Raw genomic sequence first — 23,337 nt, 5'->3', positions numbered from 1 at the left:
GAGGAGGAGACGATGATCCCGACCTATTCCAGAGCCCTGATCGTCGGGGCGGGCTCCGGCCTCAGCGCGTCGCTCGCGCGCCTGCTCGCCGCCGACGGCATGACGATCGGCCTCGCCGCCCGGAACGTCGACAAGCTCGCCGCATTGGCGGCGGAAACCGGCGCGGCGGTCCATACCTGCGACGCCAGCCAGCCCGCTGAGGTCGAGGCGCTGTTCGCTCGCCTGGAGCCGGCGCTCGGCGGTCCGCCGAACGTCGTCGTCTACAACGCGAGCGGTCGTCTCCGCGGCCCGGTCGCCGATCTCGACCCGGACGCGGTTGCCCAGGCGCTGATGGTGTCCGCGTATGGCGGTTTCCTCGTGGCGCAGGCCGCGGCGCGCCGCATGCTGCCGCATCGCCACGGCGCGATCCTGCTCACCGGCGCCTCGGCGAGCGTGAAGGGCTTCGCGGGATCGGCCCCGTTCGCGATGGGGAAGTTCGCGCTGCGGGGACTGGGTCAGAGCCTCGCCCGGGAATTGCAGCCCCAGGGGATCCACGTCGCGCACATCGTGATCGACGGCGCCATCCGCAATCCGGCCCGCGGCGGCGAGCCGCCGGAGGCCCCCGACAGCCATCTCGATCCCGACGCCATCGCCAGGGCCTATCGCGACCTCCTGCGCCAGGATCGGAGCGCCTGGACCTCCGAACTGGAACTGCGTCCCTGGACGGAGCGGTTCTGAGGCCGCCTCAGGGATTCACGCGCAGGCCGAGCAGGAAGGTGTTCTCCCGGAAGCTGGACCCGGCGACCGTGCTGTCGAACTTCTGATAGATGTACGTGCCGCGCAGGGTCAGCCAGCGGGTGAAGTGGTAGTCGAGCCGCGCGGTCGCCGAGAACCCGTTCTCGCGGATGCTGCTGCTCTGGTAGTCGTTCCGGAGATACGATCCGCCGAGGACGATCGAGAGGTTGCGCAGCAGGTCGTGCTGCACCTCGAGCGTCGCGACCTCGGTGAGCACGCCGCTGGAGCCCGGGATCGTCGTCTCGGTGACGCCGGTCGCGGCGGTGAGACGGACGGTCGTGAGCGGACTCGCCGCCCAGACCAGGGCCGCGTTGAGCAACGGCGCGTTGATGTCGCGCAGGCTCGGATCGACGTAGGTCCGATGCTGGATGCCGGCGGAGATCTCGCCCGTCACCGAGCGCGCGAGGCCGATGCTCGTCCCGAAGGCGACCGCGATGCCGTTCGAGTCGCGCCGGACGCCCGTCGCGTCGAAGCGGCGGTCGTAGACGCGCGTGTCGCCGAGCAGGTCGATGAACGGGCTGAAATCCGGGTTGATCTCGTAGGCCGTGCGCAGCTGCAGGCTGTACTGGTTCAGGTTGCGGTCGGACTGATTGACGATCGTCCCGTCCGCCAAACGCGCATTGTCGAACTCGGAGCGGTCGACGGACCCGCGCAGGGTGACCGACAGGCGGTTGAACGTCTCCGTCGCCCCGAGCGAACCGCCGTAGACGGCCAGGAGCGGCCGTGTCGTGGCGGTGGCAGCCTGGAGGTTGGCGCTCGACGTGCGCTGCGTGTCCACCAAGAACCGCCCCTCCGCGTCGATGCGCAGGTCCCGGTTGGCGTCGATGCGCAGCCGGACCACGCCGTCTGCCGCGGGGCGGCTCGCGGCCTCGTTCTGCGGGGTCTCGAGGTACGAGCCCCGGAGCGAGCCCTGCAGCGAGCTGGAGGACCAGTTGCTCCGGAAGTCGACCGTGGCGTCGGTGCGCAGCGCGACCGAGCCCTTGGCGATCTGGCGGGTGGTCTGGTCCGGGTTCGAATCGTAGCCGACGCTCTGGGCGAAGGTGGGCAGGACCGTGAAGGTGCCGACCTGATAGCCGATCGGCGCGTAGGCCGGATCGGTGGGGATCGCGCGCGCTAGGTCGGTGCCGAGGATGAAGCCCGGGGTCAGGAGGCCGAGGGCCGGCGCGATCGACTGGAACGGGAGGATCGGCCGGATCGGCGTCACGATCTGCGGGTTCGGGACCCCGACGACCGCCTGCTGGACCACCGGCGTCAGCCGCAGCGCCGGCGGCGGGATCTGCGTAACGTCCTGAGTGACCCGCCGCGTCGCCGAGCCGATCCGCCGCGGCGGAGCGGCGCGCGTGCGCAGGAGAGTCGACGGCGCGAGATTGGCCGGTGCCGTCGAAGATCCGCCGGTGCGCCGTCCCCCTGTGGTGACGCGGGTGCTGAGCTGGGACACGCCGGGCTGACCCGAGATCTGCGTCTGCGGGGGGGGCGAGAGCGGCGACCGGAGGCTGTCACCGCCGGTCTGCTCGCCGCCCGCCGCGTCGCCGCCGAGCGCCCCGCGATTCTGGTCGCGGCTCAGGCCGTCCGGGATGGTGCGCTTGAGTGTGGGCAGGCCGTTCGGGCCCGTGTCCTGGCCGATGCCGGGATTGTCGGGCTGGCCGGTAACCGGGCTGGTCGCGTCGAACCGCTGGGCTGCCGCCGGTGCCGCGAGCGTGACGCCGAGCGCCGCGGCGGCGAGCCGCATCCTCCGCCGTTCCCACCGGTCAGCCGCCGTCCGCACCTGATGCCGGTCTCCGCCAAAGTCCCCGACACCAGAGCGCGGAGATTACAGGTCACACCACCCCGAAACAGTGCCGGTATGGTTAACGAACCCTAGCGGCGACGTGGTTAATGCCCCGTCAACGGCGGAAGGGCGGAAGGGCGGAAGGTTTGCGGCCCATCGATCCGATCTCACCTGTCGATCACGAATACGTTTGAGCTATTTCATGCACTATGCTACATAGGTTCAGACTTCGGTCGACTCCGAGAGGAATTGATCGGCCTGAATGATTGTAACTCCTGAGGTTTGCCGTGAGTGAGAACGCAGGCAGTGAGCTCAGCCCGGCGATCGGGCTCGCGGTCGATATCGTCGCCGCTTACGTGTCGAACAACTCCGTTCCGGTCTCCGAACTTCCCGGATTGATCGGCGGTATCCACGCGGCGCTGAACAGTTTGACAACTCAAGGTCGCGCCGCGAACTCGAGCGTCGAGAAGCTCAGTCCGTCGCAGATCCGCAAATCAGTCACGAATGATCACATCGTCAGCTTCGAGGACGGGAAGCCGTACAAGACGCTCCGGCGTCACCTGACGCTGCGCGGCCTGACGCCCGAAGCCTACCGGGAGAAGTGGGGCCTGCCCCGGGACTATCCGATGACCGCGGCGAGCTATTCGGCGCAGCGATCGGAGCTGGCACGCGCCCTCGGGCTCGGACAGCAGCGCCGGAAGACCCGCGGAGGGGCCGCGGCCACCATCGAGGCGCCCCCTGCGCCGACTGCGAAGTCGCGGAGGCGGAAGAAGGTACCGGCTGAGTGAGAGGTCCGAGAGGGGGCTAAGCCGCGTCGTATCCGCGACGCGGCCCTTGCGCGCCGCGCAACTGTGCGCCGCGCCTCCGACGCTATCCATCGGCGACCGCGCTGCGATGCTGCTCTGCACCATCGAGCTCAGCCCGCGCCGAAGGACGTCCCCGTGCCGCCCCTGCCGATCCTCGCCCTCGCCGTCGCCTCGTTCGGGATCGGCACGACCGAATTCGTCATCATGGGCCTGCTCCCGGAGGTGGCGCAGAGCTTCGGCGTCACCATTCCCCAGGCCGGCTATCTCGTCTCGGGCTACGCCATGGGCGTGGTCGTGGGCGCGCCGATCGTGGCCATCGCGACCGCGGGCCTGCCGCGCAAGACCGCGCTGCTGGCGCTGATGGCGGTGTTCCTGGCCGGCAATCTCGGTTGCGCGCTGGCGCCGAGTTACGCCCTGCTCATGGCCGCGCGAATCCTGACGGCCTTCGCGCACGGCGCGTTCTTCGGCATCGGCGCCGTTGTGGCGCGGGATCTCGTGCCGCGGGAGAAGCGCACGCAGGCGGTCTCGCTGATGTTCGCGGGCCTCACCCTCGCCAACGTGCTCGGCGTGCCGCTGGGCACCGCGCTCGGGCAGGAGGCGGGCTGGCGCTCGACCTTCTGGGCGGTGGTCGTGATCGGGCTCGCGGCCGGGCTCGCGATCCAGCTCTGCGTGCCGGACGGGCTTCCCGGGACCCGCGGCCGGCTCGTCAGCGAGTTTCGCGCGCTCGGGCGCTGGCCGGTGCTGCGGCCGATGCTGATCTCGACGCTGTCCTCGGTGAGCTTCTTCACGGTGTTCACCTACATCACGCCGTTCCTGACCGGCGTGACCGGCTTCACGCCGCAGGGCGTGACCGGCGTGCTGTTCGCCGCCGGCACGGGCCTGACCGTCGGCAATCTCCTTGGTGGGCATCTGGCCGACCGGGGCCCGATGGCCACCATCGTCGGCAGCTTCCTGGGCATCGTGGCGGCCCTGCTGGTGCTCGCCGCGGTCGCGCACCATCCGGCGCTCACGGTAGCGGTCGTGGTGCTCTGGTCGGGCCTGGTCTTCGCCCTGGTCTCGCCCCTCCAGATCTGGGTCGTGGAGGCGGCGAGCGACGCGCCGAACCTTGCCTCCACGCTGAACCAGGGCGCGTTCAACCTCGGCAACGCCACCGGCGCCTGGATCGGGGGCACGGCGCTGACCCTCGGGGCCGGCTACGGCCAGCTGCCGCTGATCGCCGCCGCGGTGTCGCTCGCCGGGCTCGGACTGGTGCTCACCGCGGTCGGCCGCGGACGCCGGAGCGTCATACCGGCATCCGCGCCCGGGGCCTGATCGATCAGTCGGCCCGGACGAGGTCGCCGAGCAGGCTCGCCGCCACCGTCGCCTTGGAGACCGTGAGGCCGGAGGCGCTGATCGCGTCTACGGCCTCGCGGATCCGGGCGAGCGAGGTGCCGCGCGCCCGGATCCAGGCCTCCACCGCGTCCGGCCCGGCGCCGAGATCCGCCACGACCTCGGCCGTCAGCTTGCGGTGCGCGGCAGCAATGCCGGCGCCCGCGCGCTCCAGGGCCACGCGGTCGAACGTGTCGGCCACCGGGACGGTCCGCGCCGCGGCGGCGAGGTCGTCCAGGCGGAAGGCGTGCTCCAGGGCGAAATGCGTGGCCGCGACCTCCTCGACCGGCCGGCCGCTGGCCTCCGCGACCCGGACGATGTCGGGGGCGGAGACCAGCGCGCTGAGCGAGGCGAGGCGCCGCGCCTGGGCCGGGGCCATGCCGTGCCCGGTCAGCTCCGCCGCGCGGGCGCCGATCGTCGCCAGCGCCTCGTCGCCGAGCACGTTGGGGAGGGCGGCCTCCACGGCGGCGATGCCGTCTCGGTAGCGGGCGACCACCGGGGCGAGGCCGCCGCCCAGGTCGAGGTTGCGGATGAACCAGACGATCCGGTTCGTCAGCAGATCCTGCACCTCGGCGTAGAGGTCGAGCTGGCCCTGGCCGGGAACCCGACCGGCGAGGCCGTCGATGGCGAGGTTCAGCTCCATCAGGCCGAAGGCGTCGCGGGTCACCGCGTAGGCCTTGGCGATGGTCGCGGCGTCCGCGCCGGTGCCGTCGACGAGGCGCGTCACCAGCGACGGGCCGCCCCGGTTGACGATGATGTTGGCGAGCGCCGTGGCGATGATCTCGCGGCGCAGGCGGTGTCCCTTGACGGCGTCGGGGAAGCGTTCGCGCAGGGCCTTCGGGAAGTAGCGCTGCAGCTCCCGGTCGAAGTACGGGTCGTTCGGCACGGCGCTCTCGAGGATCGCGTCGTGCAGCGACAGCTTCGCGTAGGCGAGCAGCACGGCGTATTCCGGGCGGGTCAGCCCCTCGTTCCGGCGCATGCGCTCGGCGAGCGTGCCGTCGTCCGGCAGGAACTCCACCGCCCGGTCGAGCCGGCCCTCCGCCTCCAGTGCCTGCATCGTCCGCATGGCGAAGCCGGTCTCCCCCAGCCCCCCGCGCTGGGCAAGGGACAGGGCGAGCGTCTGCAACTCGTTGTTGCGCAGCACGAGGCGCCCGACGTCATCGGTCATGTCAGCGAGCAGGGTGTTGCGCGCCTCGTAGCTGAGCCTGCCGTCCCGCTCCGGCGTCATCAGCGCGATCTTGATGTTCACCTCGACGTCCGAGGTGTTCACGCCGGCCGAGTTGTCGATCGCGTCGGTGTTGAGGCGGACGCCCGCGCGCGCCGCCTCGATGCGCCCGCGCTGCGTCAGGCCGAGATTGGCGCCCTCGCCGACGACCTTCGCGCGCAGCTCCGGCCCAGTGATGCGCAGGGCGTCGTTGGCGCGGTCGCCGGCATCCTCGTCGGTCTCGGTGGTGGCCCGGACATAGGTGCCGATGCCGCCGAACCAGAGCAGGTCGGCCGGCGCCTTCAGGATCGCCTGCATCAGCTCGGTGGGCGTCGCCTCGGACCGGTCGAAGCCCAGCGCGGACTGGATCGCTTCCGAGAGCGGCACGGTCTTCAGGCTGCGCGGGAACACGCCGCCGCCCTCCGAGATCAGGCTCTTGTCGTAATCCGCCCAGGAGGACCGCCCCAGATCGAACAGGCGCCGCCGCTCGGCGAAGCTCGCCGCGGCGTCCGGGTTCGGGTCGAGGAAGATGTCGCGGTGGTCGAAGGCCGCGATCAGGCGGATGCTCTCGGAGAGGAGCATGCCGTTGCCGAAGACGTCGCCCGACATGTCGCCGACGCCGACCGTGGTGATCGGGTCGGTCTGTACGTCCACGTCGATCTCGCGGAAATGCCGGCGCACCGCCTCCCAGGCGCCGCGGGCGGTGATGCCCATGCCCTTGTGGTCGTAGCCCTGGCTGCCGCCGGACGCGAAGGCGTCGCCGAGCCAGTGGCCCTTCTCCAGCGAGAGGGCGTTGGCGATGTCCGAGAAGGTGGCGGTGCCCTTGTCGGCGGCGACCACCAGGTAGGCGTCGTCGGGATCGTGCCGCACCGTGTCGGGCGGCGGCACGATGGCGTTGTCGACGATGTTGTCGGTCAGTTCGAGCAGCGTGCGGATGAAGATCCGGTAGCTCTCGGTCCCCTCTTGGATCCAGGCGGCGCGGTCGGAGGCCGGCGGCAGCCTCTTCGGGAAGAAGCCGCCCTTGGCGCCCACCGGCACGATCACGGCGTTCTTCACCTGTTGGGCCTTCACGAGGCCGAGGATCTCGGTGCGGAAATCCTCCGGCCGGTCGGACCAGCGCAGGCCGCCGCGGGCCACGTAGCCGAAGCGGAGGTGCACGCCTTCGACGCGGGGCGAGTAGACGAAGATCTCGAAGAACGGCCGCGGCAGCGGCATCGCCGTCACCTTGGCGCAGGCGAACTTGAAGCTGATCGTCTCTCGCGGCTGCCCGTCGGCGCCTGTCTGGTAGAAGTTCGTCCGCACCGCCGCCTCGACGAGGTTGACGAACCGGCGGAGGATCCGGTCGTCGTCGAGGCTCGTGACCTCGGCGAGCGCCGTCTCGATCTCGGCGCGTACCCCGGCCTCCTGGGCGGTCCGGTCACCGGTGAGCGCCGGGTCGAACCGGGCGCGGAACAGCGCCACGATCGCGCGCGCGATCCCGGCGTGGCGGCTCAGCGTGCCCGCGAGGTAGTCCTGCCCGTAGCGGATTCGCAGCTGGCGCAGGTAGCGGCCCAGGGCCCGGAGCAGGGCCGCCTCCCGCCAGGGGAGAGCCGCCTCAAGGACGAGCCGGTTGTACCCGTCGGACTCGGCGATGCCGTCCGCGATGGCCAGCATCGCGGCCTCCAGCGGGCGTTCCAGCGCCGCGAGGTCGATCGGGGCGCCGGTGGCGCGCTCGATCAGCATGTCGTGCAGCCAGACCCGCGCGGCCTCGTCCGTCCCGGACGGCGCGATCTGGTACGTGCGCTCGTTGATGACACGGAAGCCGAGATTCTCGAGCGCCGGGACCCGGTCGGACAGCGCGATCGCCGTGCCGCGCGAGAACGCCTTCAGGCGGACCTGCGCCGCGGGGTCGCTGGGCCGCCGATCGAGATGGACGGCCCGCGGCTGCGTCTCGCCGAGGCTGTCGAGGATCGTCACGTCGGCGACGGCGACCTCAGGCTGAAAATTGTCCCGATAGGCGGCCGAGAACGCGTCGCCGTAGCGGGCGGCGAGTTGCCGCGCGCGGTCGCCCCCCTGGGATTCGGCCAGCGCCGCCCGCAGCGCGTCGCCCCAGGTCCGGACCAGCGCGACGATCCCGGCCTCCAGGGAGGCGGGATCGTGCTCGGGGCTGCCCTGATCGGGCAGGCCGATGATGTAGTGGATCCGGGCGAGCGAGCCTTCCGGGTAGTCGGGGTAGGACGCGCTGAGCCGCCCGCCGTAGGTCTCGGCGAGGTAGCTGCCGATCCGTCCCCGGATCGCGGAATCGTAGCGGTCCTTCGGGACGTAGACGAGCAGCGACACGAAGCGGCCGAACCGGTCGGGCCGGGACAGCACGCGGACCCGCGGTCGGTCGGCCAGGGCGGCGATGGCCAGGGTGAACCGGTAGAGCCGCTCGCCGTCGATCTGGAAGAGTTCGTCCCGCGGGTAGCTCTCCAGCACGGCGAGGAGGCTGCGGCCCGCATGGCTCGTCGGATCGAGGCCGGCGCGCTGGACGACGGCCTCCACCTTCCGGCGCAGGACCGGAACCTCGCGGGCCGGGCTCGTGTAGGCGGAGGCGGTGAACAGGCCGACGATCCGCACCTCGCCCGACAGCTTGCCGAGGCCGGAGAACAGCTTGACGCCGATATAGTCCAGGTAGGCCGAGCGGTGGACCCGGGACTTCACGCTGGCCTTGGTGATGATCAGCGGCTGCGGCTCTTCCAGGAAGGCGAGGATCTCCGGCGTGTAGTCCACCGGCGTCCGGCCGCGGCGCAGGGGCGTCGCGCCGGGATCGCGGAGCACGCCGAGGCTCGACCCCTCGACCAGCGGGTGGGCGTCGCCGGCGATGCCGTGCTCCTGCATGCCGAGGATGAGGAACTGGCCGTCGGTCAGCCATTCGAGAAAGGCGCGCGCCTCCTCGGTCTCCGGTTCCGGCATCGGGGTCGGCCCGCGCCCGAGATCGGCGGCGAGGTCGGTGAGGCGCGCCAGCATGGCGTCGTGGTCGTCGCTCGCCAAGGCGACATCCCGGTAGACCGTCGCGAGGGCGTTCAGGAGCCGCTCGCCGGTCTCGGCCGCCACGGGGTCGAGGTGGATGTGGATGAAGCTCTCGCGCGCGAGACTGCCCTGCGCGTCCGCGGTCGTCTCCCCGACCACCCGGATGAGCCCGCCGGCACCGTCGCGCTCCACCCCGAGGATCGGGTGGGCCACGAGCTGCGGGGCGAGGCCCTGCTCGGTCAGTTCGGCCAGGGTCGAGTCCAGCAGGAACGGACGGTTGTCGTTGATCACCTCCAGGACCGTCGTCTCGCGCGCACGGCCGTCGCGCACCAGCTGGCTGTCGCTCAGGCGCAGCCGCGCCGGGTCGCCCGGCCTCCGCGGCTCGGACAGGAAGGCACGGGCGCGGGCGGCGAGATCCGCCAGGACGGAGGCGTCGTAGGGGGCGAGATCCTCCGGAGTCACGCGGCCGAACAGGTCGCGGACGAAGCCGCCCGGTCCGCCCTGCTCGGTGACGATGTCGGCGGCCGCCTCAATCAGCCCGGTGCGGGCCGTCTTCTGCTCCGAGGAGGACAACGCCGTCGCGGTCTCGAGTGTCATCGCGCTTCTCCCGAACCGGGTCACTCGCCCAAGCGATAGCAGCGTGACCGGCCGTGTCGATGACAGCGCCCGCCCGTTTCCGGGCCAACGGGTGTCGATCGCTGCAAACCGTCAGCTTCGCCTTGCCGAACGCCCGATGCGTGCATATACACCCATACCATGAGCGCTTCGTCACCCGAGCCGTGCACCTGCTCCGCCCTGCGTCGCGCCACGCGGGCGCTGACGGCGATCTACGACGCCGCCTTGAAGCCGACCGGGCTCCGCGTGACGCAGTTCGCGATCCTGCGGCTGCTGGACCGGCTCGGACCGGTCCCGGTCTCCCGCCTCGCCGCCGAGGCGGCGCTGGAGCGCACCACGATGGGCCGCAACCTCGACCCGCTCAAGCGCCGCGGCTTCGTCTCGGTCACGCCCGGCGCGGCGGATCCGCGCGAGCGCCGCGTGTCCCTGACCGCGTCGGGTCGCGAGGCCCTCGCGGCCGCGACGCCCTACTGGCGCGAGGCGCAGAGCCGTATCAACGCCCGGGTCGATCCCGCGACCGTCTCCGCCCTGGCGGAGTCCCTGATCTCCGCCGCCTGACCGATCCGCCCCGCTTCCGGAGCCCGTCCATGACCGCCCTGACAGAGACGCGCCCCGGGTCGCGCCTGCACTACGCCTGGATCGTCGTCGCGGTGACCTTCCTGGTCCTGCTCGTCGGGGCCGGTGTCCGCGCCACGCCGAGCGTGCTGATCGTCCCCTGGGAGCGGGAATTCGGCTGGACCGCGGCCACGATCGGCGTCGGCATCGCGCTCAACATCTTCCTGTACGGGATGATCGGCCCCTTCGCGGTGGCGATCATCGAGCGGTTCGGCCTGCGGCGCTCGGTCTGCGGCGCACTCCTGATCCTGGCGATCGGCACCGCCGCCACGAGCCTGATGACCGCACCCTGGCAGATGGTCCTGCTCTGGGGCCTCGTCGTCGGATCCGGCTCCGGCATGGTGGCCAACGTGCTCGGCGCCACCGTGGCCGGGCGCTGGTTCGCCAAGCGCCGGGGTCTCGTGCTCGGCCTGCTGACCGCGAGCAGCGCCACGGGCCAGCTCGTCTTCCTGCCGATGCTGGCCTCGATCGCGGTGGGGCAGGGCTGGCGCTCCGTCTCCCTGGTGGTCGCCGCTGCGACCCTGGCGCTGATCCCGCTGGCGGCCCTGCTCCTGCGCGACCGGCCTGCGGATCTCGGCCTGCCCCGCTACGGTGAGGACGCGGTGACGCCGACGCCGGTGCTGACCGAGAACCCGGCCGTGCGGGCGCTCCGCGGCCTGCGCATCGGCCTGCGCTCCCGGGATTTCTGGCTGCTCGCCGGCACGTTCTTCATCTGCGGCGCCTCGACCAACGGCCTGATCGGCACCCACCTGATCCCGGCCTGCATCGATCACGGCATCGCCGAGGTCACGGCCGCCAGCCTGCTGGCGCTGATGGGGATCTGCGACCTGATTGGCACTACGGCGTCGGGTTGGCTCACCGACCGGTTCGACTCGCGCAAGCTCCTGGCCTGGTACTACGGGCTGCGCGGACTCTCGCTGATCTTCCTGCCCTATTCCTTCGACTACAGCTTCTACGGCCTGTCGCTGTTCGCGGTCTTCTACGGCCTCGACTGGATCGCCACCGTGCCGCCCACCGTTCAGCTCGCGGGCAAATCCTTTGGGGAGGAGAACGCCGCGCTGATGTTCGGCTGGATCGCGGCCGCGCACCAGATCGGCGCGGCGTCCGCGGCGTGGCTCGCCGGCATGGTCCGGACCGAGAGCGGCACCTATCTCGGCGCCTTCGTGGCGGCCGGCCTGCTCTGCCTCGTCGCCGCCCTGATGGCCGCCTTCGTGGGCCGCAAGCCCGAGGCGCCGGCCCTGCGCCCGCTGCCGGCCTGAACTGCGCGGCGCGGGCAGGGTTGTCACAACTGTGCCGTGAAGGACGAGCCCTGATCGGCCCGTTCCCGCGCACCCCGAGAGCCCGCCGTGACCATCGCGATTCGGCCCGTGCCGCCGGTCCAGGACGTCCGCGCCCCGCGGCCCTGGTCGGGGCCGGGCTTCGCCGAGTTCGTCGCCATCATCGCCCTGATGATGGCGGTGACGGCGATCTCCATCGACAACCTGCTGCCCGCCTTCCCGGCCATCGAGGCGCGGTTCGCGGTGGCCGACCCCAACCGGCTGCAGCTCCTCGTCTACGTCTACATGATCGGCTTCGGCTTTGCGCAGATCGTCTACGGGCCGGTCTCCGACGCCCTCGGGCGACGGCCGGTGCTGCTGGCGAGCCTCGCCGTCTACGTGATCGGCTGCTTCCTCGCCATGGTGGCGCCGAGCTTCGGCTGGTTGCTCGCCGCCCGGATCATCCAGGGCATCGGCGCCGCCGGCGGGCGGGTGCTGTCGGTGGCGATCGTGCGCGACCGGTTCGCGGGCCGCGAGATGGCGAGCGTCATGTCGCTCACCATGATGGTGTTCCTGATCGTCCCGATGATCGCACCGGCGATCGGCGGCATGATGCTGGCGCTGGGCTCCTGGGTCTACGTCTTCGTCTCGATGCTGGTCCTCGCCTTCTGGCTGACGATCTGGTTCTCGCTGCGGATGCCCGAGACGCTGCACCCGGAATACCGCCGGCCGCTCTCGCCGGCCGCGACCTGGGAGGCGATCCGCCTGACGCTGAAGACCCGCGTCGCCGTCGGTTACGCCACCGCGCTCGGACTGATGACCGGCTGCATCATGGGCTACGTCGGCTCGGCCCAGCAGGTTTTCGATACCGGCCTGTACCACCTCGGCCCGCTCTTCCCGCTGGCCTTCGGGCTCGTGGCGGGCGCCATGGGCGCGGCGACCCTGATCAACGCCCGCGTGGTCCGGCGGCTCGGGATGCGGGCGATGTCGCACGGCGGCGTCATCGCCTTCACGCTCGTCGGCCTCGCGCAGGTCGGCGTCGGGCTGGCCTATCACGGCCACCCGCCGCTGGCCCTGTTCCTGTCGGTCCTCGCGGTGAACCAGTTCCTGATCAGCTTCGCGATGCCGAACTTCAACGCCCTCGCTCTGGAGCCCCTTGGCGCCATCGCCGGCACGGCCTCGTCGTTCCTGGGCTTCTACACCACGATCCTGGGCGCGTTCTGCGGCTTCCTGATCGGCCAGTCCTTCGACGGCACGGTGCTCCCCGTGGCGATCGGCTACGCGAGTCTCGGCGCCCTGTCGCTCCTCGTGGTCGCCTGGACCGAGCGCGGCCGGCTGTTCCGCGGCGGCGTCGGCGGTTGAGGCGTCGGTTGAGGCGGCGTCCTTAACGGGGTCTTCAGCGGAAAGTTGCAAAACTGCCGTCCTGATCCACCCGACCGGACACGCCGATGCTCGCCCGCGCCCAGGACGGAACCCTCCTCGTCGCGCGCCTGCTGCTGGCCGCTGCGCTCCTGCCGACCGGGATCGCCCGGACGCTCAACGTGTCGGGGTTCGCGCTGGCGCTCGCGGGGGCCGGGATGCCGTTTCCCAACGGCGTCGCCACCGCCGCCGTGGTGGTGCAGGTGTTCGGACCGCTCGCCCTGATCCTCGGCGTCCTGCCGGGGCTCACCGGGCTGGCGCTCGCGCTCTTCGCCGTCGTGACGGCCTGCGTGCTCCACCCGTTCTGGTACTATGTGGGACCCGCCGCGGTCGCCGAGCGCACGCTGATGCTGGCCGATCTCGGCCTCGCGGGCGGGTTCCTCATGTACGCCCTGAACGGTCCGGGCGCGCTCAGCTGGCAGGGCTGGCGCGCGGGAACCCGCGCCGCGGCGCCGAGCGCGAAGGCCGCCCCCGCGAAGGGTTCCGGCAAGGGTAGCGTGCCGCGGAACGCCGGCAAACGCGCTGCCGGCCGGCCGCCGGCCGGCGCCGCGGCCTGATCAGCCGTGCCGCGGCCTCATCTCGGTCGTCGGGGCGGGCGGCGCGGCAGCCATCTTCCGCCCGGAGATCTCCGCGCCGGCATCCGGCGACAGGTTGCGGAAGGCCAGTGCCGAGGCCGCCGAGATCACGGCGACGGCGAAGAAGGCCGGCCCGAAATCCGAGGCCTGGATCTCCGTTCGGCCGTGAAACCCGGCATTCCCCTCGAGCGCCAGCGCGCCCAGCGTGACGCCGAGGCTGAGCGACAGCTGCTGGCAGACGCTGGCGAAGCTCGTGGCCGCGCTCATCTCCTTCGATTCGAGGTCGGCGTACGCGATGGCGTTGACGCAGGTGAACTGGATAGAGCGCGAGCAGCCGCCGACGAACAGCAGGATCACCATGATCCAGTGGGGCGTCTGCGCGGTGTAGAACCCGTTGACCGCCAGGAAGGCCGAGGCCAGGAGGGCGTTCCAGACCATCAGGGCGCGGAAGCCGGTGCGGCGCAGGATCCGCGGCCCCAGGGTCTTCACGAACATCGCCCCGGCCGCCGCCGCGAAGGTGATCAGGCCCGACTGCAGGGCGTCGAGCCCGAAGCCGACCTGCAGCATCAGCGGCAGCAGGAACGGGATCGCCCCGGTGCCGATCCGGAACAGGCTGCCGCCGAGCACCGCGACCCGGAAGGTCGGCCGCCGCATCAGGTCGAGGCGGACGATCGGGTAGGGCACCCGCCGGGCATGTGCCCAGTAGAGCGGCAGGAGCACCGCGCCCGCGGCGAGGCAGCCCCAGGAGATTTCCGCCGGCAGCAGGTGGCGGCCGAGGGAGGCGAGGCCGAGCATCAGGGCGGCGAGGCCGGTCCCGAGCAGCGCGAAGCCGAGCAGGTCGAGGGGCGGCCGCTCCGGCTCCCGCACGTCCTCGAAGTACAGGCTCGCCAGCACGATCCCGGCGCAGCCGATCGGCAGGTTGATGAAGAAGATCCAGCGCCAGTCGAACCACGTGGTGATCAGGCCGCCGACCGGCGGACCGAGCACCGGGCCGACCAGCGCCGGGAAGGTCAGGTAGGCGAGGGCCGTCACGAGCTGCGATTTCGGCACGCTGCGCAGCACCACGAGGCGCCCGACCGGCACCATCATGGCGCCCCCCATGCCCTGGAGGAACCGCGCGGCGACGAACCACGCGAGGCCGTTCGCGGCCGCGCAGGCGAGCGAGCCGGCCATGAACACCACGAGGGCCGCGCGGAACACCGTCCGCGACCCGTACCGGTCCGCCATCCAGCCGCTCACCGGGATGAAGATCGCGAGGCTGACCAAGTAAGAGGTCAGCGCGAGCTTGAGGGCGATCGGGTCCTCGTGGAGGCTCGCGGCGATGCTGGGGAGCGCCGTGGCGATCACCGTGGAATCGGTGTTCTCCATGAACAGCGCGGTGGCGACCGTCAGGGGGACGATCCAGAGCGGTCTTTGGGTGGTTGCGGGCATCATACAGCAGACGCATGTCGCGCCGCCGCGGTTGCACGGCAGCGCGGCCACCTCGCACCCTCGTGTTTCGCGAATGTATCCATCGTGCAACAGAGGTTGAGCCGCGGCGCGGAGCCACCTTTTTTGCGGGTGCGCCAATGGCTAAGTTTCCATCACGCGTCCGTGAGGCCGCTCCAGCCGGCCCGGGGCCGGCGCGCGAGGATTTCGATGCAGCCCAGCCCCAGCAAGGTCCGCTCCGTGGCGCGGATCGCCGCCGGCGTCGCCCTTCTCTCGATGGTCGCCGCCTGCGGCACTGTCCTGCTCAACGATCGCGGCTCGCTGACGCGCTACGACCGGCTCAAGTCCAGCGATCAGGTCGCCTCGGCCTCGCGGATCTACGTCGACCGGCCGGCCCTAGCGAGGGCCCGCACCGTCCGCATCATCCCGACGGCGTTCCACGCCGACGTGTCCGGCGCCGCCCCGCTGACGGCCGCCGAGCGGCGGCTCATCGCCAACGCCGCCGACCGGGCGCTGTGCTACGACCTGTCGCTGAAGTACGACATCGTCACCAGCCGCGACGCCGACCTGACCGTGCGGGCGCAGGTCACCCGCGTCGATCCGACGGACCTTCTCGGTGCCGGCGCGACCATCGCGGGCTCGGCGGGCGTGACGGTCGCCTCGCAGCTCGGCCTGAGCTTCGCCGAGGGTGTCGGGCGCGTGCCGATCCCGCGCGTGCCGATCGGGCTCGGGAGCCTGACGGTCGAGGCCGAGGCTCTGGACCGGCGCCGCGAGCAGCGGGCCGCCATGGTCTGGGGCGGAGCGGCCAACTCCTTCACCAGCCAGCCGCGCTTCTCCCGCGCCAGCGACGCCTACGACCTCGCAGGCGAGTTCGGCCAGGATTTCGGCTACCTGCTGGCGACCGGCGACGACCCGTTCACCGCGCCTAACACGATCCCGACCTGGGACCGGATCCGCATCACCACCCTGGGCGAGGCGCCCCTCGACCCGGACTGCGAGGCCTTCGGCCGCGCGCCGGGCATCGACGGCATGCTCGGCGACTATATCGGCCTGCCGCCCGAATACACCGACAAGGGCCCGGCCACGCCGGCGATGCGCTGAGGCGCCCGCGCCGACTCCGCGTCTGACCGCGGACGTCCGTTCATGGCACTGACGCGCCCGTCGAGCGGGCGTGGATAAGCCTCGAGCCATGCGCGTTTTCGCGCTGCGACGCATCAACCGCGCATTGGCGCCTTCGCGGAGCCCGTGATACTGGCACTTGCCAACCCGATCCCGCAGCGCGGCCTCCACGCGCGCTGCCGTCCGAGGAAAGTTGGCACATGGCCCGAGTAGAAACCGCATCGATCATCGAGGGACTCACCTTCGACGACGTGCTCCTGCGGCCCGCCGCCTCCTCGGTGATGCCGACCGAGGTCAGCGTCGCCTCGCGGCTGACCCGCACGATTCCGCTGAACCTGCCGATCCTCGCCTCGGCGATGGACACGGTCACCGAGGCGCCGATGGCCATCGCCATGGCGGCCAACGGCGGCATGGGCGTCATCCACCGCAACCTCGAGCCGCCGGAGCAGGCCGAGCAGGTCCGCCTCGTCAAGAAGTACGAGTCCGGCATGGTGATGAACCCCATCACCATCCACCCCGACGAGACGCTCGCCGACGCCTTCGAGGTGATGAAGCTCAACCGGATCTCCGGCATCCCGGTGGTCGAGCGCGGCCCCAACGGCTCGCGGGGCAAGCTAGTCGGCATCCTGACCAACCGCGACGTCCGCTTCGCGACGAACTCCAACCAGCCGGTCGCCGAGCTGATGACCCGCGACCGCCTGATCACGGTCCGCGAGGGCGTGACCCAGGACGAGGCCAAGCGACTGCTCCACCAGTTCCGGATCGAGAAGCTGCTGGTCGTCGACGACCATTACCGCTGCATCGGCCTGATCACCGTCAAGGACATCGAGAAGCGCGTCGCCTACCCGCACGCCGTCAAGGACGAGCAGGGCCGCCTGCGCGTCGCCGCCGCCACGACGACGGGCGACAGCGGCTTCGAGCGGGCCGAGCGCCTGATCGACGCCGGCTGCGACGTGATCGTGGTCGACACCGCCCACGGCCACTCGATCAAGGTGCTCGATGCCGTGGCCCGCGTGAAGCAGCTCTCGAACGCCGTTCAGGTCATCGCCGGCAACGTCGCGACGCGGGACGGCGCCAAGGCGCTGATCGATGCCGGCGCCGACGCCATCAAGGTCGGCATCGGCCCGGGCTCGATCTGCACGACCCGCATCGTGGCGGGCGTGGGCGTGCCGCAGCTCACCGCGCTGATGGAGGCGGTCGAGGCGGCCGGCGAGGCCGACGTCCCGGTCATCGCCGACGGCGGCATCAAGTATTCGGGCGACCTCGCCAAGGCGATCGCGGCCGGCGCCTCCGTGGCGATGCTCGGCTCGCTGCTCGCCGGCACCGACGAGGCGCCCGGCGAGGTGTTCCTCTACCAGGGCCGCTCCTACAAGTCGTACCGCGGCATGGGCTCGGTGGGCGCCATGGCCCGCGGCTCGGCCGACCGCTACTTCCAGGCCGAGGTGAACGACACGCACAAGCTCGTGCCGGAGGGCATCGAGGGGCAGGTCCCCTACAAGGGCCCGGTCGGCAACGTCCTGCACCAGCTCGCCGGCGGCCTGCGCGCCGCCATGGGCTACGTCGGCGGCGCCACGATCCCCGAGTTCCAGGAGCGGGCGCAGTTCATCCGCATCACCAATGCCGGCCTGCGCGAGAGCCACGTCCACGACGTGACGATCACCCGCGAGAGCCCGAACTACCCGTCGCGGACCTGAGGCATCGATGCGCACGCTGATCGTCGGGGCCGGCGCGACCGGCGGCTATTACGGGGCGCGCCTCGCCGAGGCGGGCGCCGACGTCACCTTCCTGGTCCGGCCGGCCCGGGCGGCGAAGCTGGCGGCGGACGGCCTGAACGTCCGCTCGCCGCTCGGCGACCTGCACCTGCCCGCTCCGCCCACCGTCACGGCCGATAGGCTGGCCGGGGCCGGGCGGTTCGACCTGATCCTGCTGTCGTGCAAGGCCTATGACCTCGACAGCGCCGTCGCTGACCTCGCGCCGGCCGTGGGCCCCGACACCGCGATCCTGCCCGTGCTCAACGGCATGTCGCATCTCGACGTGCTCGACGCCCGGTTCGGTACGGACCGCGTTCTCGGCGGTTCGTGCGCGATCGCCGCGACGCTCGCGCCGGACGGCGCGATCCGCCACATGAGCGAGCTGTGCAGCATCACCTACGGCGAGCGGGACGGGTCGCGCTCGGCGCGGATCGAGGCGGTCGACGCGCTGATGCGCGGCCTCAAGTTCCAGCCGCGCCTGAGCGACGTGATCCTGCAGGAGATGTGGGAGAAGTGGGTGTTCCTGGCGACGCTCGCCGGGGCGACCACGCTGATGCGCGCCGCGGTCGGCGACATCGTGGCGGCACCCGAGGGCGCCGCGCTGATCGCGGCGCTGCACGCGGAGTGCACGACCGTTGCCGCGGCCAGCGGCTTCGAGCCGCGGGCCGTGGTGGCGGAGCGGGCGCGGGCGCAGCTGACGGCGGCCGGGTCCACCTTCACGGCCTCGATGCTGCGCGACATCGAGAACCGGGGTCGCATCGAGGCGGACCACGTGATCGGCGACCTGATCGCCCGCGGCCAGCGGCTGGCGCCGGAGGTGCCGTTCCCGCTCCTGGCCGCGGTCTATACCGGCCTCAAGGCCTACGAGGCCCGCCGGGCGCGGGAGGCGGCCTGAGCCGCGCCCCGCGCGGACGCTTCAGTAGCGGCCGGGCGGCGGCGGGGGCGGGTTGCCGTATTCGAGCTGCGTCTTGGCATCGACCCGCGGACGCGGCACCGGCGTCAGCTCCGGCTGGGCGGCGGGCGCGCTCGCGCAGGCGGCGAGTGAGGCGGTGACCAGGGCCGCGAGGGCGACGCGAACGGTGGACGTCATGGGCTGGGGTACTCCCGGGATGCGCCCGGCGACGGACCGGTCTGGTCCGGGGCGGGCGGATGCCATACGACACGCGGCGGCCCGCACGGCGGACCGACCGCAGCACGGTCTGCGCCGCGAAGGTGCAGGAAGCTCGGCCGTAACGTGGCGGCATCGTGGGCCAAGCGTGGCCGTTTCACGTCGTCATTGACGCACTCCTAAGGATCCGAACTCTGACCCCCGCCGCTCGCTGCTCCGCCGCCATCGAAGTCCTCACCGATATCGCCGAGCGGCGTCGGCCGGCCGCCGACGCCCTGAAGGACTGGGGTCTCGCCCATCGCTTCGCCGGCTCGGGCGACCGCGCGGGCATCGCCAGCCTCGTCTACGACGCCCTGCGGCGGCGGGCGTCGGCGGCCTGGATCATGGGCGCGGACACGCCGCGCGCCGTCCTCATCGGCACACTGCGCCTGCAGCAGGGGCTCGCGGCGGCTTCGGTCGCGGCCCTGTTCACCGGCGAGCGCTTCGCGCCGGCCCCGCTCAGCGACGACGAGCGCGCGCGCCTCGACGGCGGGACGCTGCAGGATGCGCCGCCGGAGGTGGCGGGCGACGCGCCGGCCTTCGTGCTCCCGGACCTCGCGGCCACGCTCGGCGACGACCTCGTTCCGGAGCTGAAGGCGCTGGCGCGGCGCGCGCCCCTCGATATCCGCGTGAACGCCCTGCGCGGCGACCGCGACGCGATCCTGCCGGCGCTCGCGGCCTACGACGCCGCGCCGACACCGCACGCGCCGGCGGGCCTGCGCGTCCCGATCGGCGCCGACGGGCGCGGTCCGGCGCTCCACGTCGAGGCCGAGTTCCTGGAGGGCTGGTACGAGATCCAGGACGAGGGCTCGCAGCTCGCCGCGCTCCTCGCCGCGCCGCGCGCCGGCGAGACCATCGTCGACCTCTGTGCGGGCGGCGGCGGCAAGACCCTGGCCCTCGCGGCGGAGACCGGCAACGGCGCCCGCCTGATCGCCACCGACGGCGATCCGCGCCGGCTCGCGCCGATCCACGAGCGCCTGCGCCGGTCCGGTGCGCTGGCCGAGGTGCGAACCCCGCGCAGCGGCAAGGCGCGCGCCGACGTCCTGGAGGATCTCGACGGCAAGGTCGACCGGGTGGTGGTCGACGCGCCCTGCACCGGGTCCGGCACGTGGCGCCGGAATCCGGATGCCAAATGGCGGCTGCGGCCCGGAAGCCTCGCGCTGCGGACCGCCGAGCAGGCCCAGGTGCTCGATCGGGCGGCGCGGCTCGTCAGGCCCGGCGGCCGGATCGTCTACATCACCTGCTCGCTGCTCTCGGCGGAGAACGACGCCGCCGTCTCCGGCCTCCTGTCGGGCTGGCGCGGCCGCTTCGACGTCGTCCCCGCGGACGAGGTGCTGGCAATAGGGCCGGATTCGCTCCGGTCAGCCGTGCGGAAGACGGCCCACGGGATCCAGATGAGCCCGCTGCGGACCGGGACCGACGGCTTCTACGTCGCCGTCATCGCGCGAAAGAGCTGAGGCGCGCCGCCGCGACGGAACCCGTCTCGCGTCCTTGGGCGTTGCCCCCGCGCTCCCGCGGGAGCCGGGCTCGCCGGGGGGCGGTCCCGCGCGCGGCCTCACCCGGGAGATGCCTTTGCGCCTCGACCGCCGTCTCCTGCTCGCCGGTCTCGGAAGCGTCCTCGGGCTGCGCAACGCCCGGGCGGAAGGGCCGGCGGAGACGGCACCGCAGCCCGCGCCGCACGAGTCGATCCGGGCTCTGCCGCGCTCGCTGCCCGGCGCGGATCTGCAGGTGATCGAGCTGTGGCCCGGCGCGCCGCCGGGCGGCGGTGACGGGCCGAACCCGGACGGCTACCGCTACGTCGAGGGGACCTTCGGCGACATCACCCGGGTCGCGCGGCCCTGTCTGCTGGTCATGCGTCCGGCCAACCCGAACGGCGCCGCGATGATCGTCGCGGCGGGCGGCGGCTACGAGTTCATCGCCCTCGGCAACGAGGGCGTCCCGGTCGGCCGCGTCCTGAACGCCGCCGGCATCACGGTCTTCCTCCTCGTCTACCGCCTGCCCGCGGAGGGTTGGGGCTCGGGGCCGGACGCGCCGCGGCAGGACGCGCAGCGCGCCCTCCGGCTGGTCCGGGCGCGCGGCGCTGAGTTCGGCATCGATCCCGCGCGGGTCGGCGTCCTCGGCTTCTCGGCGGGCGGCCACCTGATGGGCGAGACCGCCGTCGGGAGCGCCCGGGACCTGTACGCGGGCGTCGACACCGCCGACGCCCAGCCGACCCGGCCGGTGCTGGCCGGTCTGATCTACCCCGTCATCACCATGCGCAAGCCGTTCGACCGGACCGCGACCCGCCGCATCCTGGTCGGCGACGAGGTCACCCCCGACGAGATGAAGACCTACTCGGTGGATCTGCAGGTCGGGCCGGAGACGCCGCCGACCTTCCTGGTCCAGGCGATCGACGACCCCGTCGCCGTGGCCGATCATCCGCTGCTGATGTTCTCGGCGCTGCGCAAGGCGCGGGTGCCGGCCGAGCTGCACCTGTTCGAGCGCGGCGGCCACGGCTTCGGGCTCGGCGCGCCCGGGACACCCGTGGCGGCCTGGCCGGGCCTGTTTCTGGCCTGGATCCGCCTGCACGGTTTCCTGCGCGCCTGACCGCTCACTCGCGCCGCGTCTGCATGCGATGCAGCTTGGCGACCTTCGGCCGGCTGGTCCGGAACTGGCCGCGCTCCACCGCGACGAAGACCACGATCGCGATGGCGACCGTCGTGAGCCACCAGACGGCAGTCAGCCCGACGCTCAGGCAGGCCACCGTGAAGGCGGCGGCGAAGCAGCCCATCGCGCCGGGAACGAGGGCCGGGCCGTCCCGGCCGGCCCGCCGGATCGAGGCGTAGAGGGCGAAGGCGGCTGCCAGCGCGCCGACGATGCCGAGCTCGTACCAGAACTCGAAGAGCGCCGTGGTCGGTGCGTTGGCCGGCAGGAGGCCGACCAGGCGTCCGCGCAGGGCCGTCTCGAAGCCGTGCCCGGTGATCAGCCGCACCGGATCGGAGGTGACGACCTTCTGCCAGCTCTTCAGTGACAGCACCGCGGGGGCGACCGGGCCCAGGAGCGCAGCTCCGACCGGCCGCGCCAGGAAGGGCAGCAGCGGTGCCGCCGCCAGCAGGGCGGCCGAGAGGAGAGCGGTGAGCGTCACCCCGAGCCGCGGCCGGTAGCTCGTCACCGCGAAGGCGACGGCGCCGACCGACAGGGCGGCGATCTGTGTCCCGTCAGGCTGGACCGTGAGCGCCAGGGCGACGAGCAGCGCGAGGCCCAGCGCCTCCCGGTCGCGGCGGCGGGATCGCAGCCACGCCAGCGCCGGCCAGAGCAGCAGGATGAGCAGGACGAGACCGCGATCGAGGGCCCCGTCATCCTCGACGCCGGGCGGCGCGATGTGGGCGCCGAACAGCCCGAGCATGATCGCCACGATCGCGCCCGCCACGACGCCGAGCGGCAGGAGGTAGAGGTTCGCCGAGCGCATCCTGTCGGGGAGGGCGAGGTAACCCAGGAGGGCGAGTCCGATGGTCGCGCCGAGATTGGCCAGCCGCTCCAGCGCCGGCCCGAGGAAGGGGGTCCAGGTCAGCGACAGGGCCGACCACAGCACGACCAGCATGCCGGCCAGGAAGGCCGGAGCCGTTAGGAGGCGGTAGGTCGCCGGGCGGACCGGACGCTGGCGCCGGTCGATGACGCTGGCGATGATCAGGAGGATCACGGCGATCGGCGCGAGGATCACCGAGGCGCGGCGGGCGACCTGCGCGAGGACGGGGAGAACCACGAAGAGGCCGAAGAAGCCGATACGCCGCAGCAGCGCGGCGGCGTCGAGCGCCGGATCGATGGTGGTGGAGTTCGACGCGCGCGGCATCTTGCGCCTTCTCCCGGACCGGGACGGCCGGATCCCTGCTCGATACGCAAGGCTCGCGCAAGCTGCTGTAGACGTTGCGCCACAGTCTGGCCCGCGCGAACGGCGCTCAGGCGACGGTCGCGGTCTCCCGCGGGCGCCGGCGTGCGGCCCGCCGGCCGACATCCGACGCGACGCGCCAGCCGCCCCACGCGACGAAGAATCCGATCAGACCCGCGGCCAAGCCGTCGGCGTTCGTGGGCACAGCCGGGCTGAAGTCGTGATAGGCGGCCTCGGCCACCGGCACGTCGGGATCGCGGAGCATCGCCACCACGCGCCCGAGTGGGCTCGTCGCCGCACTCAGGGCCTGCTGCTGGGCGCTGAGGCGGGCGAGACGGGCGATGTCGGCCCGCGCGGCCTCGCCGCGGCGGGCGACGAGCTGGTCCGGGTTGGCGCGCAGCCGGTCGACGGCGCCCTCGCGCGTCGTCCCGGACGCCTGCGCGTCGGATTCGAGGACCGCCACCTGCCGACGCAGCTCGTCCGCGGCCCCCCCAAGGCGCTGCGCGTATTGCTGCGCGAATTCCGGGGCCTGCGCGGCGACCACGCCTCCGAGCAGGCCGAGGGCGAGGCCGAAGGTGCGGAACACGCGAAACATGCCTGGCCTCCGACGGGGGAATCGACCCCCGACAAAGAGCA

18 protein-coding genes are annotated in these 23,337 nt (G+C 72.2%); 12 read left to right on the top strand and 6 right to left on the bottom strand.

Annotated elements, in window-relative coordinates:
- Positions 1–12 precede the first annotated feature (12 nt).
- Positions 13–717, top strand: coding sequence for an SDR family NAD(P)-dependent oxidoreductase (locus tag ACLBYB_RS04115; protein WP_447697943.1), 705 nt, complete (start codon positions 13–15; stop codon positions 715–717).
- Between the two features lie 7 nt (positions 718–724).
- Here the strand turns inward: ACLBYB_RS04115 and ACLBYB_RS04110 are convergent, their stop codons facing one another.
- Entirely contained in the window at positions 725–2,503 is a 1,779-nt protein-coding gene (locus ACLBYB_RS04110; protein WP_447697942.1) for an outer membrane beta-barrel protein, read from the bottom strand.
- 326 nt (positions 2,504–2,829) lie between these two features.
- Here ACLBYB_RS04110 and ACLBYB_RS04105 point away from each other — a divergent pair, with 326 nt between their 5' ends.
- Together ACLBYB_RS04105 and ACLBYB_RS04100 are read left to right on the top strand one after the other, a co-directional pair.
- Positions 2,830–3,330, top strand: coding sequence for a MucR family transcriptional regulator (locus ACLBYB_RS04105; RefSeq protein WP_091678299.1), 501 nt, complete (start codon positions 2,830–2,832; stop codon positions 3,328–3,330).
- Between the two features lie 153 nt (positions 3,331–3,483).
- On the top strand, positions 3,484–4,659 hold the full coding sequence (locus ACLBYB_RS04100; protein WP_020091453.1) for an MFS transporter: 1,176 nt from the start codon (positions 3,484–3,486) through the stop codon (positions 4,657–4,659).
- A gap of 4 nt (positions 4,660–4,663) precedes the next feature.
- Here the strand turns inward: ACLBYB_RS04100 and ACLBYB_RS04095 are convergent, their stop codons facing one another.
- Positions 4,664–9,508 (bottom strand): NAD-glutamate dehydrogenase, encoded by a 4,845-nt coding sequence (locus tag ACLBYB_RS04095; protein ID WP_447697941.1) that lies wholly within the window; start codon positions 9,506–9,508, stop codon positions 4,664–4,666.
- A 159-nt stretch (positions 9,509–9,667) separates the two neighbouring features.
- Between ACLBYB_RS04095 and ACLBYB_RS04090 the strand changes: the two genes are divergently transcribed.
- The 4 genes from ACLBYB_RS04090 (at position 9,668) to ACLBYB_RS04075 (ending at position 13,373) form a co-directional block, all read left to right on the top strand.
- Entirely contained in the window at positions 9,668–10,084 is a 417-nt protein-coding gene (locus ACLBYB_RS04090; protein WP_447697940.1) for a MarR family winged helix-turn-helix transcriptional regulator, read from the top strand.
- A gap of 29 nt (positions 10,085–10,113) precedes the next feature.
- Complete coding sequence (locus ACLBYB_RS04085) at positions 10,114–11,400, top strand: MFS transporter (RefSeq protein WP_447697939.1); 1,287 nt, start codon at positions 10,114–10,116, stop codon at positions 11,398–11,400.
- 192 nt (positions 11,401–11,592) lie between these two features.
- Positions 11,593–12,759 (top strand): multidrug effflux MFS transporter, encoded by a 1,167-nt coding sequence (locus ACLBYB_RS04080; protein ID WP_447698144.1) that lies wholly within the window; start codon positions 11,593–11,595, stop codon positions 12,757–12,759.
- Between the two features lie 86 nt (positions 12,760–12,845).
- Positions 12,846–13,373 carry a DoxX family protein gene (locus ACLBYB_RS04075; protein WP_447697938.1) on the top strand — a complete coding sequence of 176 codons (528 nt, stop codon included), beginning with the start codon at positions 12,846–12,848 and terminating at the stop codon, positions 13,371–13,373.
- On the opposite strand, the gene ACLBYB_RS04070 is transcribed toward ACLBYB_RS04075, so the two are convergent.
- Positions 13,374–14,822 carry an MFS transporter gene (locus ACLBYB_RS04070; protein WP_447698143.1) on the bottom strand — a complete coding sequence of 483 codons (1,449 nt, stop codon included), beginning with the start codon at positions 14,820–14,822 and terminating at the stop codon, positions 13,374–13,376.
- Between the two features lie 207 nt (positions 14,823–15,029).
- Here ACLBYB_RS04070 and ACLBYB_RS04065 point away from each other — a divergent pair, with 207 nt between their 5' ends.
- From ACLBYB_RS04065 to panE, 3 genes are all read left to right on the top strand, one after another.
- Positions 15,030–15,920 (top strand): DUF3313 domain-containing protein, encoded by an 891-nt coding sequence (locus tag ACLBYB_RS04065; protein ID WP_447697937.1) that lies wholly within the window; start codon positions 15,030–15,032, stop codon positions 15,918–15,920.
- Positions 15,921–16,138: 218 nt separating this feature from the next.
- Positions 16,139–17,632: an IMP dehydrogenase gene (guaB, locus tag ACLBYB_RS04060; protein ID WP_447697936.1), complete on the top strand. Its 1,494-nt coding sequence runs from the start codon at positions 16,139–16,141 to the stop codon at positions 17,630–17,632.
- Positions 17,633–17,639: 7 nt separating this feature from the next.
- A complete protein-coding gene (panE, locus tag ACLBYB_RS04055; protein WP_447697935.1) occupies positions 17,640–18,584 on the top strand; it encodes a 2-dehydropantoate 2-reductase in 945 nt (314 codons plus the stop codon).
- Positions 18,585–18,605: 21 nt separating this feature from the next.
- Here panE and ACLBYB_RS04050 read toward each other — a convergent pair whose 3' ends face one another.
- On the bottom strand, positions 18,606–18,779 hold the full coding sequence (locus ACLBYB_RS04050) for a hypothetical protein (protein ID WP_165923052.1): 174 nt from the start codon (positions 18,777–18,779) through the stop codon (positions 18,606–18,608).
- Positions 18,780–18,934: 155 nt separating this feature from the next.
- On the opposite strand from ACLBYB_RS04050, the gene ACLBYB_RS04045 reads away from it, so the two are divergent.
- Together ACLBYB_RS04045 and ACLBYB_RS04040 are read left to right on the top strand one after the other, a co-directional pair.
- A complete protein-coding gene (locus ACLBYB_RS04045; RefSeq protein ID WP_447697934.1) occupies positions 18,935–20,293 on the top strand; it encodes an RsmB/NOP family class I SAM-dependent RNA methyltransferase in 1,359 nt (452 codons plus the stop codon).
- 115 nt (positions 20,294–20,408) lie between these two features.
- Complete coding sequence (locus ACLBYB_RS04040; protein ID WP_447697933.1) at positions 20,409–21,422, top strand: alpha/beta hydrolase; 1,014 nt, start codon at positions 20,409–20,411, stop codon at positions 21,420–21,422.
- Between the two features lie 4 nt (positions 21,423–21,426).
- Here ACLBYB_RS04040 and ACLBYB_RS04035 read toward each other — a convergent pair whose 3' ends face one another.
- Positions 21,427–22,665: a peptide ABC transporter permease gene (locus ACLBYB_RS04035; protein WP_447697932.1), complete on the bottom strand. Its 1,239-nt coding sequence runs from the start codon at positions 22,663–22,665 to the stop codon at positions 21,427–21,429.
- 106 nt (positions 22,666–22,771) lie between these two features.
- A complete protein-coding gene (locus ACLBYB_RS04030) occupies positions 22,772–23,296 on the bottom strand; it encodes a DUF2937 family protein (protein ID WP_447697931.1) in 525 nt (174 codons plus the stop codon).
- Between the last annotated feature and the right edge of the window lie 41 nt (positions 23,297–23,337).

The sequence above is a fragment of the Methylobacterium sp. D54C genome (assembly GCF_053345595.1).
Note: the sequence above shows the minus strand (reverse complement) of the source record. Positions and strands in the feature narration are given on the sequence as shown.